General features: G+C 73.2%; 15 protein-coding genes. 11 read left to right on the top strand and 4 right to left on the bottom strand.

All coding sequences use genetic code 11. The features are described from left to right. Positions 1–11: 11 nt before the first annotated feature. The 7 genes from cbiB to N799_RS07615 are packed head-to-tail and all read left to right on the top strand — an operon-like array spanning position 12 to position 6,289. A complete protein-coding gene (gene cbiB, locus N799_RS07585; RefSeq protein ID WP_052101349.1) occupies positions 12–908 on the top strand; it encodes an adenosylcobinamide-phosphate synthase CbiB in 897 nt (298 codons plus the stop codon). Beyond that, positions 901–1,884 (top strand): threonine-phosphate decarboxylase CobD, encoded by a 984-nt coding sequence (gene cobD, locus N799_RS07590; protein ID WP_036210304.1) that lies wholly within the window; start codon positions 901–903, stop codon positions 1,882–1,884. Before cbiB ends, cobD begins: the two co-directional genes overlap by 8 nt. Continuing rightward, positions 1,881–3,377 (top strand): cobyric acid synthase, encoded by a 1,497-nt coding sequence (locus N799_RS07595; protein ID WP_036210307.1) that lies wholly within the window; start codon positions 1,881–1,883, stop codon positions 3,375–3,377. The genes cobD and N799_RS07595 overlap by 4 nt, the downstream gene beginning before the upstream one ends. Continuing rightward, a complete protein-coding gene (gene cobU, locus N799_RS07600; RefSeq protein WP_036210309.1) occupies positions 3,365–3,889 on the top strand; it encodes a bifunctional adenosylcobinamide kinase/adenosylcobinamide-phosphate guanylyltransferase in 525 nt (174 codons plus the stop codon). Before N799_RS07595 ends, cobU begins: the two co-directional genes overlap by 13 nt. Then, positions 3,886–4,947 (top strand): nicotinate-nucleotide--dimethylbenzimidazole phosphoribosyltransferase, encoded by a 1,062-nt coding sequence (gene cobT, locus N799_RS07605; RefSeq protein WP_036210311.1) that lies wholly within the window; start codon positions 3,886–3,888, stop codon positions 4,945–4,947. The genes cobU and cobT overlap by 4 nt, the downstream gene beginning before the upstream one ends. Further along, positions 4,944–5,531, top strand: coding sequence for a histidine phosphatase family protein (locus tag N799_RS07610; RefSeq protein ID WP_036210313.1), 588 nt, complete (start codon positions 4,944–4,946; stop codon positions 5,529–5,531). Before cobT ends, N799_RS07610 begins: the two co-directional genes overlap by 4 nt. Beyond that, complete coding sequence (locus N799_RS07615; RefSeq protein ID WP_275040611.1) at positions 5,531–6,289, top strand: adenosylcobinamide-GDP ribazoletransferase; 759 nt, start codon at positions 5,531–5,533, stop codon at positions 6,287–6,289. Before N799_RS07610 ends, N799_RS07615 begins: the two co-directional genes overlap by 1 nt. On the opposite strand, the gene ybaL is transcribed toward N799_RS07615, so the two are convergent. Beyond that, on the bottom strand, positions 6,286–7,971 hold the full coding sequence (gene ybaL / locus N799_RS07620) for a YbaL family putative K(+) efflux transporter (RefSeq protein ID WP_036210315.1): 1,686 nt from the start codon (positions 7,969–7,971) through the stop codon (positions 6,286–6,288). The two genes, N799_RS07615 and ybaL, sit on opposite strands and share 4 nt — an antisense overlap. 97 nt (positions 7,972–8,068) lie before the next feature. Between ybaL and N799_RS07625 the strand changes: the two genes are divergently transcribed. Then, positions 8,069–9,949: an ABC-F family ATP-binding cassette domain-containing protein gene (locus N799_RS07625; protein ID WP_036210317.1), complete on the top strand. Its 1,881-nt coding sequence runs from the start codon at positions 8,069–8,071 to the stop codon at positions 9,947–9,949. A gap of 115 nt (positions 9,950–10,064) precedes the next feature. On the opposite strand, the gene N799_RS07630 is transcribed toward N799_RS07625, so the two are convergent. Next, positions 10,065–10,748 carry an SIMPL domain-containing protein gene (locus N799_RS07630; RefSeq protein WP_052101348.1) on the bottom strand — a complete coding sequence of 228 codons (684 nt, stop codon included), beginning with the start codon at positions 10,746–10,748 and terminating at the stop codon, positions 10,065–10,067. Positions 10,749–10,937: 189 nt separating this feature from the next. Between N799_RS07630 and N799_RS07635 the strand changes: the two genes are divergently transcribed. After that, positions 10,938–12,158, top strand: a complete 1,221-nt coding sequence (locus tag N799_RS07635) for a cation:proton antiporter (protein ID WP_081974805.1) — start codon at positions 10,938–10,940, stop codon at positions 12,156–12,158. 15 nt (positions 12,159–12,173) lie between these two features. Here N799_RS07635 and N799_RS07640 read toward each other — a convergent pair whose 3' ends face one another. Both N799_RS07640 and N799_RS07645 read right to left on the bottom strand, forming a co-directional pair. Beyond that, positions 12,174–13,088 carry a PhzF family phenazine biosynthesis isomerase gene (locus tag N799_RS07640; RefSeq protein ID WP_036210323.1) on the bottom strand — a complete coding sequence of 305 codons (915 nt, stop codon included), beginning with the start codon at positions 13,086–13,088 and terminating at the stop codon, positions 12,174–12,176. Positions 13,089–13,142: 54 nt separating this feature from the next. Beyond that, on the bottom strand, positions 13,143–14,417 hold the full coding sequence (locus N799_RS07645; protein ID WP_052101350.1) for an MFS transporter: 1,275 nt from the start codon (positions 14,415–14,417) through the stop codon (positions 13,143–13,145). Positions 14,418–14,570: 153 nt separating this feature from the next. On the opposite strand from N799_RS07645, the gene N799_RS07650 reads away from it, so the two are divergent. Then, entirely contained in the window at positions 14,571–14,885 is a 315-nt protein-coding gene (locus N799_RS07650) for an FmdB family zinc ribbon protein (protein ID WP_036210324.1), read from the top strand. Between the two features lie 83 nt (positions 14,886–14,968). Beyond that, positions 14,969–16,759, top strand: coding sequence for an aspartate--tRNA ligase (gene aspS / locus N799_RS07655; RefSeq protein ID WP_036210327.1), 1,791 nt, complete (start codon positions 14,969–14,971; stop codon positions 16,757–16,759). The last annotated feature ends 26 nt before the right edge of the window (positions 16,760–16,785 follow it).

The following is a 16,785-nucleotide window of genomic DNA, read 5'->3' on the forward strand; positions in this document are numbered from 1 at the left end:
CGCTGGACGCGATGTTCGGTGAGCCGCGCCGTGGCCATCCGCTGGTCGGCTTCGGCCGGCTGACCGGCTGGATCGAACGCCGGCTGTACCGCGACCACCGGTTGGCCGGGGTGCTGGCCTGGTCGTGCGCGGTGCTGCCGCTGGTGGCGTTGGCCGCGGCGGTGGAGTGGTTTGCGCAGGCCGGGTCGCCGTGGGTCGCGGCGGCGCTGGGCGCGCTGGTGCTGGCGCTGGCGATCGGCCATCGCAGCCTGGGCGAGCACGCCGCGCCGGTCGCCGCCGCGCTGGAGGCCGGAGACCTGGATGCGGCGCGCGGCGCGGTCGCACGCATGGTCAGCCGCGACACCGTGGCGCTGGACGCCACCCAGACCGCCGCGGCGACGACCGAGTCGGTGCTGGAAAACGGCTGCGACGCGGTGTTCGGCGCGCTGTTCTGGTTCGTCCTGCTGGGGCTGCCGGGGGTGGTGCTGTACCGGCTCGCCAACACCCTCGACGCGATGTGGGGGTACCGCGACGCGCGCTACCGCCGCTTCGGCTGGGCGGCGGCACGGATCGACGACGGACTCAACCTGCTGCCGGCGCGGCTGACCGCGCTGGCGTATGCGCTGTGCGGGCACACCCCGGGCGCGCTGCGCTGCTGGTTGGCGCAGGCGCGGCACTGGAAGAGCCCCAACGCCGGCCCGGTGATGGCCGCCGGTGCCGGTGCGATCGGCGTGCGGCTGGGGGGAGCGGCGCCGTATCACGGCCGCTGGCTGACGCGGCCGGAGCTGGGCGCGGGCGGGCCGGCCGGAGCGGTGTCGATCCGGCGCGCGCTGCGGCTGGTGCGCGACGCGTTGCTGGCCTGGCTGCTGGCGCTCTGGGCGGTCGCCATCGCCTTGAACTGGGCCGTGCCCGGGGGGCTGCATGCTTGAGCACGGGGGGCGCCTGCTGCGCGCCGCACGCCAGTACCGGATCGACCCGTCGCAATGGCTGGACCTGTCGACCGGCATCAACCCGGAAGGCTGGCCGGTGCCGCCGATCCCGGCGCGGGCCTGGCAGCGCCTGCCGGAAGACGACGACGGCCTCGCGGACGTCGCGCGCGACTACTACGGCGCGCCGTCGCTGCTGCCGGTGGCCGGCTCGCAGGCGGCGATCCAGATGCTGCCGCGGCTGCGCGCGCCTTCGCGGGTCGCGGTGCTGGCGCCCGGCTACGCCGAGCACGCACACGCCTGGCAGCGCGCCGGCCACGCGGTGGAGCGGCTGCCGGCGGTGGACGTCTTCGCCCGCGCGGTGGAGTTCGACGTCGTCGTGCTGATCCACCCCAACAATCCCGGCGGCGAGCGGTTCGATGTCGCCGTGCTGCTGCAGTTGCACGCCGCGCTCGCCGCGCGCGGGGGCTGGCTGGTGGTCGACGAGGCGTTCATGGACGCCGACCCCGACCACAGCCTGTGCCCGCACAGCGACCGCGAGGGGCTGGTGGTGCTGCGCTCGGTCGGCAAGTTCTTCGGCCTGGCCGGTGCGCGGGTCGGCTTCGCCTGTGCCGCGCCGGCGCTGCTGGACGCGCTGCGCGAGCGGCTCGGGCCGTGGACGCTGACGGGCCCCGCCCGCTTCGTCGTCGGCCGGGCGCTGGCCGACCGCGACTGGCACGCCCGCGCGCGCACCGCGCTGGCCGGCCGCAGCGCCCGGCTTTCCGCGCTGCTGGCGAGCCACGGGCTGGCGCCCGACGGCGGCTGCGCGTTCTTCCACTGGCGCCGCGACGCCCGCGCCGCGCGGCTGCACGACGCGCTGGCCCGGCGCGGCATCCTGGTGCGGCATTTCGATGCGCCGGCCAGCCTGCGCTTCGGCCTGCCGCGCGACGACGGCGACTTCGACCGGCTCGACGCGGCGCTGGCGGCGGTGACGGCATGAGCGCGCGCGTACTGATGGTGCAGGGCTGCACCTCCGATGCCGGCAAGAGCGCGCTGGTCACCGCCCTGTGCCGCTGGGCCCGTCGCCGCGGCCTGTCGGTGGCGCCGTTCAAGCCGCAGAACATGGCCCTGAACGCCGCGGTGACCGTGGATGGCGGCGAGATCGGCCGCGCCCAGGCGGTGCAGGCGCAGGCCTGCGGCCTCGAGCCGCACACCGACTTCAACCCGGTGCTGCTCAAGCCGTCCAGCGACACCGGCGCGCAGGTGATCGTGCACGGCCAGCCGGTCGGCAACATGGACGCGGTGCGCTATCACGGCTACAAGCCGCGGGCCTTCGAGGCGGTGCTGGCCTCGCACGCGCGGCTGGCGGCGCGGCATGACGCGGTGATCGTGGAAGGCGCCGGCAGCCCGGCGGAGATCAACCTGCGCGAGCACGACATCGCCAACATGGGCTACGCCGAGGCGGTCGACTGCCCGGTGCTGCTGGTGGCCGACATCGACCGCGGCGGGGTGTTCGCCCACCTCGTCGGGACCCTGGCGCTGCTGTCGGACAGCGAGCGCGCGCGGGTGGCGGGCTTCGTCATCAACCGCTTCCGCGGCGACATCGCGCTGCTGCAGCCGGGGCTGGACTGGCTGGCCCGGCACACCGGCAAGCCGGTGCTGGGGGTGCTGCCGTTCCTGCAGGGCCTGCACCTGGAGGCCGAGGACGGCCTGCCGGGCGCGGCCGCAAGTGGCGCCGCGGGCGTACCGGCGCGGCTGCAGGTGGTGGTGCCGGCGCTGCCGCGGATCAGCAACCACACCGATCTGGACGCATTGCGCGCGCATCCGCAGGTCGAGCTGCACGTGGTCGGGCCCGGCCGCGCGCCGCCGCCGGCCGACCTGATCGTGCTGCCCGGCTCCAAGGCGGTGCGCGCCGACCTGGCGTGGCTGCGCGCGCAGGGCTGGGAGCCGCTGATCGCCCGCCACCTGCGCCACGGCGGCAAGCTGCTGGGCATCTGCGGCGGGCTGCAGATGCTCGGCCGCGCGGTGCACGATCCGCTCGGCATCGAAGGCCCCGCCGGGTCCAGCGCCGGCCTGGGCTGGCTGGCGCTGGAGACCACGCTCGAAGCCGGCAAGCAGCTGCGCAACGCGCGCGGGCGGCTGCAACTGCCGGGGGCCGACGCGACGGTGCCGGTGCACGGCTACGAGATCCACTGCGGCCGCAGCGAAGGCCCGGCGCTGGACCGCCCGCTGCTGCGGTTCGACGACGGCCGTGACGACGGCGCCCGCTGCGCCGACGGCCAGGTGCTGGGCTGCTACCTGCACGGGCTGTTCGACGCCCCGCCGGCGCTGGACGCGCTGCTGCGCTGGGCCGGACTGCGCGAGGTGCAGCCGCTCGACATCCACGCCCTGCGCGAGGCCTCGATCGAGCGCCTGGCCGACGCGGTCGAGGCGCACCTGGACACCGCCGCGCTGTCGCGGCTGCTCGGCCTGGAGGCGTTGTGCGAAGCCTGATCCTCGGCGGCGCCCGATCGGGCAAGAGCGCGCTGGCCGAGCGCCTGGCCGCCGGATTCGACGACGTGGTCTACATCGCCACCGCCCGCCGCGAGCCCGGCGACGCCGAGATGGCCGAACGCATCGCCCACCACCGCGAGCGCCGCCCCGCGCACTGGGGCTGCATCGAGGAGCCGCTGGCACTGGCCGCGACCCTGCACGCACAGGCCCGGCCCGGCCGCTGCCTGCTGGTCGACTGCCTCAACCTGTGGCTGAGCAACCTGCTGCTCGACCCCGGCGACGGCCGCTTCGCACGTGAGCGCGCGGCGCTGCTGCAGGCGCTGCCGGACCTGCCCGGCGCGACCGTGCTGGTCGGCAACGAGGTCGGCATGGGGCTGGTGCCGATGGGGGAACTGCCGCGCCGCTTCGTCGATGAAGCCGGCCGCCTGCACCAGGATCTTGCCGCCCGCTGCGAGCGGGTGGTGTTCGTCGCGGCCGGACTGCCGCTGGCACTGAAAGGAGCCCTGCCATGAACCACCAGCCGCTGCGCGCCGCCTGCATGCAGCCCGACGCCGCGATGGAAGCCGTCGCGCGCGCGCACCAGACACGCCTGACCAAGCCGCCGGGCTCGCTCGGCCGGCTGGAGGACGCCGCGGTGCAGCTGGCCGCGCTCCAGCGCACCGCACGGCCGCGGGCCGGGCGGGTGTGGATCAGCGTGTTCGCCGCCGACCACGGCGTGGCCGACGAGGGCGTGTCGGCCTTCCCGCAGGTGGTGACCGGCGAGATGGTGCGCAACTTCGTCGCTGGCGGCGCCGCGATCAGCGTGCTGGCACGCGAACTGGGCGCGCGGCTGGAGGTGGTCAACCTCGGCCTGGTCAACGACCCCGGCGAGCTGGATGGCGTGCGCCGCGCGGTGATCGCCGCGGCCAGCGACAACTTCTGCAACGGCCCGGCGATGACCCCGGCGCAACTGCAGGCGGCGCTGGCCGCCGGCGCCGACAGCGTCGCCGTCGCGCTTGCCGACGGCAGCGACCTCTTCATCGGCGGCGAGATGGGCATCGCCAACACCACCACCGCCACCGCGCTGGCCTGCGCCCTGCTGGGCCTGCCGCCGGAACGGCTGGCCGGCGCCGGTACCGGGCTGGACGCCGCCGGCATCCGCCACAAGGCATCGGTGGTCGCGCGCGCGCTGCAGCGCCACGCCGGTGCCGGCGACGCGCTGGAGCAGCTGCGCTGCCTCGGCGGCTTCGAGATCGCCGCGCTCGCCGGCGCCTTCATCGCCGCCGCGCAGGCCGGCCTGCCGGTGTTGGTCGATGGCTACATCACCACGGTCGCGGCGCTGGCCGCGGTGCGGATCAACCCGGGCGTGCGGCCGTGGCTGCTGTTCGGCCACCGCTCGCGCGAGCGCGGCCACGACGCGGTGTTGGCCGCGCTGCAGGCCGAGCCGCTGCTCGACCTCGGCATGCGCCTGGGCGAAGCCAGCGGCGCGGCGGGCGCGGTGCCGCTGCTGCGCCTGGCGTGCGCGCTGCACGCGACCATGGCGACCTTCGAACAGGCCGGCGTGTCCGATGCGACGGGAGCACGCGGATGATCGAACTGATGCGCCACGGCGACACCGGCCAGCGCAGCTACCGCGGCCGGATCGACGATCCGCTGACCGACCTCGGCTGGGCGCAGCTGCGCGCCGCCGTCGCCGGGCGCGCCTGGGGACTGGTGGTGTCGTCGAGCCTGCAGCGCTGCGCCGCCTTCGCGCGCGAGCTGGCCGGGGCCCGCGGCGTGCCGCTGCAACTGGACCCGCGCCTGGTCGAATACCACTTCGGCGACTGGCAGGGCGTGCCGATCGAGCAGATCGACGCGACCGACGGCGCCGCGCTGGGCCGCTTCTGGGCCGACCCGGTCGCGCACCCGCCGCCGGGGGCCGAGACCTTCGCGCAGTTCCGCGAGCGGCTGTCGGCCGCGCTCGACGACGTGGCCGCGCAGGCGCAGGGCCGTCGCGTGCTGGTGGTCACCCATGGCGGCGCGATCCGGCTGCTGCGCTGCGTCGCCGAGCGCCGCGATTTCGGCGACATGGCCGGCATCGACGTGGCGCATGCCTCGCTGCATCCGCTGGCATGGCCGCCGCGGCAGGGCACGGCCGACGCGGGCGGCGCGCCGCAGCGTCGGGCGCTGGCGTGATCGGCTCCGGGTTGCGCGGCCTGCTGGTCGCGGTCGGGTTCATGACCCGCATCCCGGTGCCGCCGCGGGTGTTCGGCGACGCCCGCGCGCAGGCGTTGTCGCTGGCCTGGTACCCGGCGGTCGGCCTGCTGCTGGGGGCGGTGCTGCTGGCGCTGGCGTGGGTGCTGTCGGGGCTGTCGCCGCTGCTGCAGGGCGCGCTGCTGCTGCTGGCCTGGACCGGGCTGACCGGGGCGATGCACCTGGACGGGCTGGCCGACAGCGCCGACGCCTGGGTCGGCGGCATGGCCGGCGACGTCGACGCGCGCCGCGAGCGCACGCTGGCGATCATGAAGGACCCACGGTGCGGGCCGGTCGGCGTGGTCGTGCTGGGCCTGCTGCTGCTGCTCAAGTTCGCCGCGCTGGCGAGCCTGCCGGCGACGGCGTGGCCGGCACTGCTGCTGGCGCCGCTGCTGGCCCGGGCGGTGCTGGTGCCGGCGTTCACCCGCCTGCCGTACCTGCGCTGCGGCGGGCTTGGCGCGGCCCTGCCGGGGGCGCCGCGGGCCGCGTGCGTGCTGTCGCTGCTGGCGAGCGTGGCGGTGTGCGCGGCGGCCGGTTGGCGCGGCGTGCTTGCGATCGCGGTGGCGGCGCTGGTGTACGCCGGCTGGCGCCGGGCCTGCCTGCGCCGGCTGGGCGGGATCACCGGCGATACCGCCGGTGCCCTGATCGAACTGGTCGAGGCCGCCGTGCTGGTGGCGCTGGTGTCGGCCGCCGCGGTTTAGGCGACGGCCGGTGGCAGGTGGTGGTCGCCGCGGTAGGGCGGGGTCGCCATCACCATCTCGGCGAGGCTGTGGGCGAGCTCGCGTTCGGCCATCACCGCGGCGTCGGCGCCGTGCTCGAGCAGGTGGCGCAGCTCGGCGTCGGAGTGCGCGCGGGCGACGATGGTCAGCGCCGGGTTGATCTCGCGCAGCCGGGCGATGATTTCGCCGGCCTCCAGCGTGTTGGGGATCGCCAGCATGGCGGTGTGCGCGGTTTCCGGCCGGGCCTCGGCCAGCACCCGCTCGTTGACCGCGTTGCCGCGGATCGCCGGCACCCCGGCGGCGCGGGCACGCTCGATGATGTGGTCCTCGCCGTCGACCACCACCAGCGGTACGCCGCGCTCGGTCAGCAGCCGGCCCAGCTCGCTGCCCACGCGGCCGAAGCCGACCAGGATCACGTGGTCGCGCAGGTCCTCGGGCACCGGCGGCTCGACCGTGTACTGCACCGGATCGGGCGCGGCCTGTCGCTTCTCGCGCGCGTCCAGCCAGGCGAACAGCAGCGGATTGGTGATGATCGACAGCAGCGCGCCGGCCAGCACCAGGTCCTGGCCTTCCTGCGGCAGCAACCCCAGCGCCAGGCCGAGGCCGGCGATGATGAAGGAGAACTCGCCGATCTGCGCCAGGCTGGTCGAGATCAGCGCCGCCGTGCCGTGCGGCTTGCCGAATACGCGCACGATCCCGTACGCCGCCACCGACTTGCCGACCACGATGATCAGGTAGGTCGCCAGCACCTCGCTCGGGTGCTCGATCAGGATCATCGGGTCGAACAGCATGCCGACCGAGACGAAGAACAGCACCGCGAACGCGTCGCGCAGCGGCAGCGTCTCGTTGGCCGCCTGGTGGCTGAACTCCGACTCGTTGAGCAGCATGCCGGCGAAGAACGCGCCCAGCGCGAACGACACGTCGAACAGCGCCGCCGAGCCGAACGCCACGCCCAGCGCGATCGCCAGCACGCACAGGGTGAACAGCTCGCGCGAGCCGGAGCCGGCGACGCGCTCGAGGATCCACGGGATCACCCGGCGCCCGACGATCAGCATCACCGCCATGAACGCGCCGACCTTGAGGAAGGTGGTGAACAGCGCCCCCGCGATCGACGGGCTGTCCTCGCCGCCGGCGCCCTGCAGTATCTCGGCCATCGCCGGCATCAGCACCAGCGCCAGCACGCAGGCCAGGTCCTCGACGATCAGCCAGCCGACCGCGATATGGCCCCGGCGGGTGTCGACCAGCCGCCGGTCCTCCAGCGCCCGCAGCAGCACCACGGTGCTGGCGCACGACAGCGACAGGCCGAACACGATGCCGGCCGCGTGCGACCACCCCAGCCACCGCGCCAGGCCCCAGCCCAGCAGCGTCGCCACCGCGATCTGGGCGACGGCGCCGGGCAGGGCGATCGCCCGGACCGCCATCAGGTCGCGCCAGGAAAAATGCAGCCCGACCCCGAACATCAACAGGATCACGCCGATCTCGGCCAGCTGCGGGGCCAGCTCCATGTCGCCGACGAAGCCCGGCGTGAACGGGCCGGCGACGATGCCGGCGACCAGGTAGCCGACCAGCGGCGACAGCCGCAGGCGTTGCGCGAGCGCGCCGAACACGAACGCCAGCACGAAACTGGCGACCAGGATGGTGATCAGGGAGGTTTCGTGCGGCATCGGGGTTCCGTCGGTCAGCGTTCCAGAATGTGGGGCGAGGTGGGCCGATGCAAGCCGGAACGCCTGTGGTGCAGGCTCCCACACGTACAATGACGGCATGATTGCCTTCCGGGATTTCGCCCTCCGCCGCGGCGAGCGGCTGCTGCTGTCCGACGTCAACCTGGTCCTGCAGACCGGCTGGCGGGTGGGCGTGATCGGCCGCAACGGCACCGGCAAGTCGTCGCTGTTCGCCGCCCTCCAAGGCCGGCTGGAGGCCGACCGCGGCGACATCGACCTGTCCGGCAAGGTCCGGGTGGCCTCGGTCGCGCAGGAAACCCCGTCGCTGCCGGACCCGGCGATCGACTTCGTGCTGTCCGGCGACGCCGCCGTCCACGCCGCGATCCAGGCCGAGGCCAACGCCTTCGCCAACGAGGACTGGGAGGCTGTCGCCGAGGCCCACCAGCGGCTGGAGGAGCTCAACGGCTACGACGCCAGCGCCCGTGCCGGCAAGCTGCTGCACGGCCTCGGCTTCGCCCCGGATACCCACCAGCAGCCGGTCAGCACCTTCTCCGGTGGCTGGCGGGTGCGGCTGAACCTGGCCCGTGCGCTGATGACGCCGTCGGACCTGCTGCTGCTGGACGAGCCGACCAACCACCTCGACCTCGACGCCGTGCTGTGGCTGGAGCAGTGGTTGCTGCGCTACCCCGGCACCCTGCTGCTGATCAGCCACGACCGCGAGTTCCTCGACGAGGTCACCACCAACACCCTGCACCTGCACGACGGCAAGGCGAAGCTCTACAGCGGCAACTACACCGCGTTCGAGCGCCAGCGCGCCGAGCACCTGCGCCTGCAGCAGATCGCCCACGAGAAGGAGCAGGCCGAGCGCGCCCACCTGCAGAGCTTCATCGACCGCTTCAAGGCCAAGGCCAGCAAGGCCAAGCAGGCGCAGTCGCGGATGAAGCGGCTGGCCAAGTTGGCCGGCACCGAAGCGGTGCGGGTGGAGCGCGCGCTGCGGATTGAACTGCCGGCGCCGGCGAAGCTGCCGCACGCGCTGCTGCGGCTGGAGCACGCCGACTGCGGCTACGGCGACGTCCGGATCCTCGAAGACGTCAGCCTGATCCTCGAGGCCGGCGACCGCATCGCGCTGCTCGGGCCCAACGGCGCCGGCAAGTCGACCCTGGTGAAGTCGCTGGTCGGCGAACTGCCGCTGCTGGCCGGCGAGCGCGGCGGCCACCCGGACCTGCGGATCGGCTACTTCGCCCAGCACACGGTCGAGTCGCTGCGCGCCGGCGCCAGCCCGGTCGACCACCTGGCCGACATCGCCCCGGGCGTGGCGACCCAGCAGCTGCGCGATTTCCTCGGCAAGTGGAACTTCCCCGGCGACCGTGCGTTCGAGTCGGTCGACGTGTTCTCCGGCGGCGAGCGCGCCCGCCTGGCGCTGGCGCTGATCGCATGGCGCCAGCCCAACGTGCTGCTGCTGGACGAGCCGACCAACCACCTCGACCTCGACATGCGCGAGGCGCTGGCCGAGGCGCTGGGCGAGTTCGACGGCGCGATCGTGCTGGTCAGCCACGACCGCCACCTGATCGGCCTGGTCTGCGACAGCTTCTGGCGGGTCGCCGACGGCGTCGCCCAGCCGTTCGACGGCGACCTCGACGAGTACGCCAGCTGGCTGCGCGCGCGTGACAGTTCCGGCGACGGCAAGGGCCGCTCGAAGGCGCCGCCGACGCCGGTACAGGCGCCCGACACCGCGGTGCCGGCCGCGCCGCGCAAGAGCAAGGGCAAGGGCAACCCGCACAAGCTGGCGAAGGCCGAGGCGCGGGTGGCCGATCTGGAGGCGCAGCTGGCGGCGGTCGAGGCCGAACTGGCCGATCCCGCGGTCTACGCCGACGCCGGTGCGCGCGGCACCGAGCTGGGCAGGCGGCAGGCGGAGCTGCGCGGGCAGCTGGAGCAGGCCGAGGCCGAGCTGCTGGCGCTGTACGAGGCGGACGCGGCCTGAGGGCGCGAAGAGCCACTTCGTTGCAGGAGCGATGTGGGTCGCTACCGGTACATCGCCCCGATTCCCGCCGCGGTCGCGACTCACGTCGCTCCTACATCGGCGTTTGCCCGCGGGCTCAATCCCGCAGGAAATACTCCACCGTCGTCACCACCCGCACGCGCTTGACCTGCGGGCTGCTCTGGTCGCGATCGGTGATGCTGACCACGCCCTGGTTGGCGCTGCGGATGCCGCCCAGGCGCGAGTCGGAGTCCTTGGCGAACTGCACCGCCGAGTCGCGCGCGGCGGCGGTGGCCTCGGCGATCAGCGCCGGCTTGATGTCGTTGAGCCTGGTGTAGTCGAACTCCGGCGCGCTGCCCTCGCCGATCATCACGCCCTGCGCGACCAGCTCGCCGCTGCGGCGCAGCACCTCCAGCGCCTTGGGCACGTCGTCGGTGCGCAGGCTGACGGTGGTCGCGTAGCGGTAGCGCTCGGCCGGGCGGTTGTCGCCGTAGGCCCAGGCCCAGCGGTCTTCCAGCCGCGGCGGCGAGACCACGATGTCGGCCGGGTCGAAGCCGGCGTCGGTGAAGAAGCGGCGGATCACCGCGGTGTTGGCTTCCAGCGCGCGCTGCACCTGGGCCAGGTCGTTGCCGCCGACCGAATGCGGCAACGGCCAGACCACCCGGTCGGCCTCGACGATCCGCTCGGCCGAGCCCTTGACGGTGACGAAGCGGTCGGCGGTGCGCAGGTGCTTCATGCCGCCGGCGGCGAACCAGCCGGCGAGCACCAGCCCGAGCGCCAGCAGCGCGGCGGCGAGGAGCATGGCAAGGCTGCGGGAAGGGCTGAAAGCGGACATGGACGGTCTCGTGGGGGATCTGCCGCCAGCCTAGCGCGGCGCGGCTGAAGAATCGCGTGTCGTCGTGCCGCCATGTTCCGGCCGCGGGGTGACGCCGCGCTTGCCCGGATTCGACGTTTGCGTCGACCATGCGCCGGTTCCCCAACGGCGCGACCGATGAGCAAAGAACTGATCTACCTGCTGCTGATCTTCGGCCTGCTGGTCATCCCGCGCGCGCTGCAGCGCTTCAAGCTGCCCGCGCCGATCACCTGCCTGCTGTTCGGCATCGGCGCGATGCTGGCGTTCGGCGAGCGCACCCACGACCCGGTGATCGTGCTGCTGTCGACGCTGGGCATCTCCTCGCTGTTCCTGTTCGCCGGGCTCGAAGTCGACCTGCGCGCCCTGCGCAAGCAGCTCGGCCCGCTGCTCGCGCACCTGGTGGTGCGCGCGGCGTCGCTGGTCGGGGTCGGCTGGCTGGCGTGGCGCTACCTCGGGCTGGACTGGCAGGCCGCAGCGCTGGTCGCGCTGGCGCTGCTGACGCCGTCGACCGGTTTCATCCTCGACACCCTCGAGCGGCTCGGATTGGACGAGGAGGAGCGCTTCTGGGTGACCAGCAAGGCGATCGCCGGTGAGCTGATGGCGCTGGCGGCGCTGTTCGTGGTGCTGCAGGCCGGCGACCTGACCCAGCTCGGCATCTCCTCGCTGGCGATGACGGCGATGATCGTCGGCCTGCCGCTGCTGTTCGTCGCGCTCGGCCGCTGGGTTGTGCCGCATGCGCCGGGCTCGGAGTTCTCGCTGCTGGTGATGGTCGGCATGGTCGCCGCGTTCATCACCTACAAGCTCGGCGTGTACTACCTGGTCGGCGCGTTCGTGGCCGGGCTGGTCGCGCGGATGCTGCGGCTGCGGATGCCGCGGCTGGCATCGGACGACAACATGCACGCGCTGCGGCTGTTCGCGACGTTCTTCGTGCCGTTCTACTTCTTCCACGCCGGCACCGAGGTTTCGCGCGACGCGCTGAGCTGGGAGGCGCTCGGGCTCGGCATCGTGCTGACGATGGTGCTGGTGCCACTGCGGATCGGCGTGGTCTGGGTGCAGCGGCGGCTGATGTTCGGCGAGAAGCGCTTCAGCAGCATGAAGGTGGCGGTGGCGCTGTCGCCGACGCTGGTGTTCACCCTGGTGCTGGCCAACATCCTCTACGTGCGCTTCGACCTGCCGGCTGTGCTGTTCGGCGCGCTGATCCTGTACACCGTGCTCAACACGCTGCTGCCGTCGCTGGTGCTGCGTTCGCCGTTCGATGTCGACCCGCTGGCCGACCAGCCGCCGCGGGCGCACCCCGAGGACCGCATGCGCAACGATGGCGCCACCACGGCCGCGGCGGAGTCCAACGTGGTCCGCTGAGCGGCGGGCCGCCGGTCAGGCGCGGTCGGGCAGCAACTGGGTGACGTGCGAGCCGAGCACGGCGTGGCCGATGATCGCCACGTCGACCGGGTCGCCGCCGCGCACCCGCACTTCCACGTCGACGAAGCCGCCGCGGCCGGTTGCCGCCTGCTGGCGCACGCGGAACCGCACCGGCCCGTTGCCGGCGCGCAGCAGGCCGTGGCGCACCAGGTACGCGCCCAGCGGACCGCTGGCATTGCCGGTCACCGGGTCCTCGTCGATGCCGATCGCCGGCGCGAACATGCGGCCGTGGCACAGCGCGTCGTCGTCGGCCTCGGTATCGAGGGTGAACACGTAGTAGCCGTTGCTGCCCACCACCGGGCTCAGCCGCGAGAGGTGGGCGAGGTCGGGCTGCAGCTCGACCAGCCGCGCGCGCCGGTCCAGCCCGACCAGCAGCTTGCCGTGGCCGGTGCCGACGAACTGCAGCGGGCAGCGGAAATCGAGGTCGCCGGGGGCGATGCCGAGCGCGGACATGACCTCGCGCACCAGTTCGGGGGCGAGTGGCGCGTGGAACACCGGCGCGCCCTGTTCGACCCGCACCACGAAGTCGCCCAGTTGCGGCGTCACCTCGATCCATTGCACGCCGGCGCCGGTCAGCTGCCGGGTGCGGCCGGTGCGCCCGCTCTCCAGCGCCAGCGCGTAGTGCGCGCCGACGGTGGCGTGGCCGCAGACCGGCACCTCGGTGGTCGGGGTGAAGAAGCGCAGCCGCAGGTCGTGGTCGTCGCCGCTGGCGCGCAGCACGAACGCGGTCTCGGAGAACCCCAGTTCGTGCGCGATCGCCTGCATGCGGGCGTCGTCGAGGCCGTCGGCATGGGTGACCACCCCGGCCGGGTTGCCGCGCCCGGGCTCGGTGGTGAAGGCGTCGATGCGGTAGATGCGCGGTTCGTCCATGGCGGCATTGCAGCAAAGCGGCCGGTGAGGAGGGGTGAACGCGTGCCGGCGGTGTCAGTCCGTGGCGGGTCGCGCCGACGGGGCGCCTGCGTCGGAGTCGGTTTCGGGCAGCAGCTCCAGCGCCGATGGCGTGGTCCGCAGCATCGGATGGAAGTGGCCGGGGTGGTCGCGGTCGCGCCGGCGGACCAGCATCCGCGTCGCCGCCACCAGCGCCAGCAGCCCGAACGCGGTGGCGAAGAACCCCGGCAGCGCCTGCGGCCCGAGCCGGTCCATCGCCACGCCCGCGATCGCCGGCCCGATCGCCGATCCGACGCCGTTGAGCAGCAGCAGGCTGCTGCAGCCCGACAGCATGTCCTCGCGCGGCAGGTGGTCGAGCAGGTGGGCGACGCAGATCGGGTAGACCGAGAACACCAGCCCGCCATAGGCGAAGAACAGCCCGTACAGCTGCCAGTGATAGCCGCCGCCGGCCTGCACGTCGCCGACCAACACCAGCGCGGTGGCCAGTGCCGCAGCCAGCGCGCTCACCAGGATCATCGCGCTGCGGCGGTCGGCGCGGTCCGACAACCGGCCGATCGGCAGTTGCAGCAGCGCGCCGCCGATGATCGCCGCGCTCATCAGGTGTGCCACCGCGTCCACCTGCAGTCCGAGCCGCGTCGCGTAGACCGGCCCGAGTGCCCAGAACCCGCCCATCGCCGTGCCCGACAGCAGCGCGCCGGTCGCCGCCGCCGGCGCCGCGCGGTAGATCGATGCCAGCGCCAGCCGCGGCACGTGCGGCAGCTGCGGCTGGGTCATGCGGCTGGCGGTGACCGGCAGCGCCGCGCAGCAGATCAGGATCGCGACCACGGTGAACGGCACGAACGAGGCCGGGTCCGAATGGCCGAACAGCTGCTGCCCGACCGCCAGCGCGCCGAGGTTGACCGCCATGTACACCGCGAACACCTGGCTGCGCCGGTCGGGCGCGGCGGCCGCGTTGAGCCAGCTTTCGATCACCGTGTACAGCCCGACCAGCGCGATGCCGGTGACCAGCCGCAACAGGCCCCACGCCAGCGGCGTCAGCACCACCGCGTGCAGCAGCACGGCCGAGGCGGCCAGCGCGGCGTAGAACGCGAACGCACGGATGTGGCCGATCCGCTGGATCAGGTTCGGCGCCACGTAGGTGCCGATCAGGAAGCCGATGAAGTAGCTCGACATCACCAGCCCGAAGGTGCGCGCGTCGAAGCCTTCCAGCTGCCCGCGCACGCCCAGCAGGCTGCCCAGCAGCCCGCTGCCCATCAGCAGCAGGGCGGCGCCGGCAAGCAGCGCGGCGAGGGGGCGGACGGCGGCGATCATCGCGGGCTCCGTGGCGCAGGCGGACGACCCTGCCTGCCGGGCCATGATGAACGGATCAACCGCGACGGGTCGTGCGGCGGTTGGCGCTTCGGGCTTGATTCGTGGCGCGCGGCCCCCACAATCCGCGCACCGCTGTTGCTTCCGTGAAGCCCGATGCCGATCTACGCCTTCGAGTGCGCCGCCTGCGGCCACAGTTTCGACCGCCTGCAGAAGCTGTCCGACGCCGACCCGACCGACTGCCCCGAGTGTGGCCAGCCGCAGGTCCGCCGCCAGCTGACCGCCCCGCAGTTCCGCCTCGCCGGCGGCGGCTGGTACGAGACCGACTTCAAGAAGGAAGGCGACCGGAAGCGCAACCTCGCCGGCGATGGCGGGGCCAAGCCGGGCGCGGACAAGGCGGAGTCGAAGCCGGACCCCAGGCCGGCCGAGAGCAAGCCGGCGCCGAAGACCGACAGCAAGCCCGCGTCCTGAACGTCGCTCCGGCCGAAGCCCGTTAAACTAACCGGCTTCACGGCGCGTCGGCGCCGCGCGAACGCGAGTCCCGGAGCTCCCCCATGCGTACCCATTTCTGCGGCCTGATCGACGAGTCGCTGATCGGCCAGGCCGTCACCCTGTGCGGCTGGGCCGACGTCGCCCGCGACCTCGGCGGCCTGTGTTTCATCGACCTGCGCGACCACGAGGGCATCGTCCAGGTGGTCGCCGAACCCTCGCAGGCCGAGGGCAACGCCGCGGTCATCGCCACCGCCGCCCAGGTCGGTTACGAGGACTGCCTGCGCGTCACCGGCACGGTGCGCAAACGCGAGTCGGTCAACAACAGGATCCGCACCGGCCAGGTCGAGGTGGTCGCCACGTCCATCGAGGTGCTCAACAAGGCCGAGCCGCTGCCGTTCCACGCCCACGAGAACCCGGGCGAGGACATCCGCCTCAAGTACCGCTACCTCGACCTGCGCACGCCGGAGATGCAGCGCCGGATGCGGGTCCGCACCCGGCTGGTCGCGGCACTGCGGCGCTGGCTGGACGCACGCGGCTTCCAGGACATCGAGACGCCGATCCTGACCAAGGCCACGCCCGAGGGCGCGCGCGACTTCCTGGTGCCGGCGCGCATGCACCCGGGCGAGTTCTACGCGCTGCCGCAGAGCCCGCAGCTGTTCAAGCAGATCCTGATGATGGCGGGCTTCGACCGCTACTACCAGATCGCCCGCTGCTTCCGCGACGAGGCCCTGCGCGCCGACCGCCAGCTGGAGTTCACCCAGCTCGACATGGAGTTCGCCTGGGTCGAGGAGCGCGACGTGCAGGACGCGGTCGAGCGGATGGTCCGCGAGGTGTTCCTCGAGGTGATCGACGTCGAGCTCGGCGAGTTCCCGCGCATGACGTATGCGGAGGCGATGCGACGCTACGGCTCCGACAAGCCGGACCTGCGCATCGCGATGGAATTCACCGACGTCGCCGAACTGGTCAAGAGCTGCGAGTTCAAGGTCTTCACCGACTGGGCCAACCACGAGGACGGCCGCGTCGTCGCGCTGCGGGCGCCCGGTGCGGCGTCGCTGTCGCGCAAGCAGATCGACGAGCTCGGCGCGCACGCGGCCAAGTACGGCGCCAAGGGCGTGGCGTGGATGAAGGTCGAGGATGCGGGCAAGGGTCGCGAGGGCGTCAGCTCGCCGATCGCCAAGTTCCTCGACGACGCCACCCTCGCGGCGATCCTCGAAGCCACCGGCGCGCAGTCGGGCGATGCGATCTTCTTCGGCGCGGCCACGTACAGGCTCGCCAGCGACTTCATGGGCGCGCTGCGCCTGAAGCTCGGCAAGGACCTCGGACTGGTGCAGGAGGGCTGGAAGCCGCTGTGGGTCACCGATTTCCCCATGTTCGAGTGGGACGACGAGGCCAACCGTTACGTGGCCCTGCATCACCCGTTCACCGCGCCGGCGGTCGACAGCATCGACGACCTGCGTGCCAATGCGAAGACCGCGGTCAGCCGCGGCTACGACATGGTGCTCAACGGCAACGAGATCGGCGGCGGTTCGATCCGTATCCACCGCCCGCAGATGCAGGCGACGGTGTTCGACCTGCTCGGCATCGGCGCCGGGGAGCAGCAGGCCAAGTTCGGCTTCCTGCTCGACGCCCTCAAGTACGGCGCGCCGCCGCATGGCGGCATCGCGTTCGGCATCGACCGCATCGCCGCGCTGATGGCCGGCACCGAGTCGATCCGCGACGTCATCGCGTTCCCCAAGACCACCGGCGCGCAGTGCCTGATGACCGACGCGCCGTCGCCGATCGCCGACGCGCAGCTGGCCGAGGTGCACATCGCGGTGCGGCCCAAGCCGGCGGCCGGGACCGGCGCGGGCTGACGGACGGCCAGCGGGGTGGACGGCGT

Origin of the sequence: Lysobacter arseniciresistens ZS79 (assembly GCF_000768335.1) — a bacterium.
Lineage (GTDB): Bacteria > Pseudomonadota > Gammaproteobacteria > Xanthomonadales > Xanthomonadaceae > Novilysobacter > Novilysobacter arseniciresistens.

What these genes read in the sequence shown, in the direction of transcription:
- N799_RS07650 (WP_036210324.1), top strand. Translation starts at nt 14,571, where the DNA reads ATGCCGATCTACGCCTTCGAGTGCGCCGCCTGCGGCCACAGTTTCGAC.
- N799_RS07640 (WP_036210323.1), bottom strand. Translation starts at nt 13,088, where the DNA reads ATGGACGAACCGCGCATCTACCGCATCGACGCCTTCACCACCGAGCCC.
- cobT (WP_036210311.1), top strand. Translation starts at nt 3,886, where the DNA reads ATGAACCACCAGCCGCTGCGCGCCGCCTGCATGCAGCCCGACGCCGCG.
- N799_RS07610 (WP_036210313.1), top strand. Translation starts at nt 4,944, where the DNA reads ATGATCGAACTGATGCGCCACGGCGACACCGGCCAGCGCAGCTACCGC.
- N799_RS07625 (WP_036210317.1), top strand. Translation starts at nt 8,069, where the DNA reads ATGATTGCCTTCCGGGATTTCGCCCTCCGCCGCGGCGAGCGGCTGCTG.
- N799_RS07630 (WP_052101348.1), bottom strand. Translation starts at nt 10,748, where the DNA reads ATGCTCCTCGCCGCCGCGCTGCTGGCGCTCGGGCTGGTGCTCGCCGGC.
- cobD (WP_036210304.1), top strand. Translation starts at nt 901, where the DNA reads ATGCTTGAGCACGGGGGGCGCCTGCTGCGCGCCGCACGCCAGTACCGG.
- N799_RS07595 (WP_036210307.1), top strand. Translation starts at nt 1,881, where the DNA reads ATGAGCGCGCGCGTACTGATGGTGCAGGGCTGCACCTCCGATGCCGGC.
- cbiB (WP_052101349.1), top strand. Translation starts at nt 12, where the DNA reads ATGTTCGGTGAGCCGCGCCGTGGCCATCCGCTGGTCGGCTTCGGCCGG.
- aspS (WP_036210327.1), top strand. Translation starts at nt 14,969, where the DNA reads ATGCGTACCCATTTCTGCGGCCTGATCGACGAGTCGCTGATCGGCCAG.
- N799_RS07635 (WP_081974805.1), top strand. Translation starts at nt 10,938, where the DNA reads ATGAGCAAAGAACTGATCTACCTGCTGCTGATCTTCGGCCTGCTGGTC.
- ybaL (WP_036210315.1), bottom strand. Translation starts at nt 7,971, where the DNA reads ATGCCGCACGAAACCTCCCTGATCACCATCCTGGTCGCCAGTTTCGTG.
- N799_RS07645 (WP_052101350.1), bottom strand. Translation starts at nt 14,417, where the DNA reads ATGATCGCCGCCGTCCGCCCCCTCGCCGCGCTGCTTGCCGGCGCCGCC.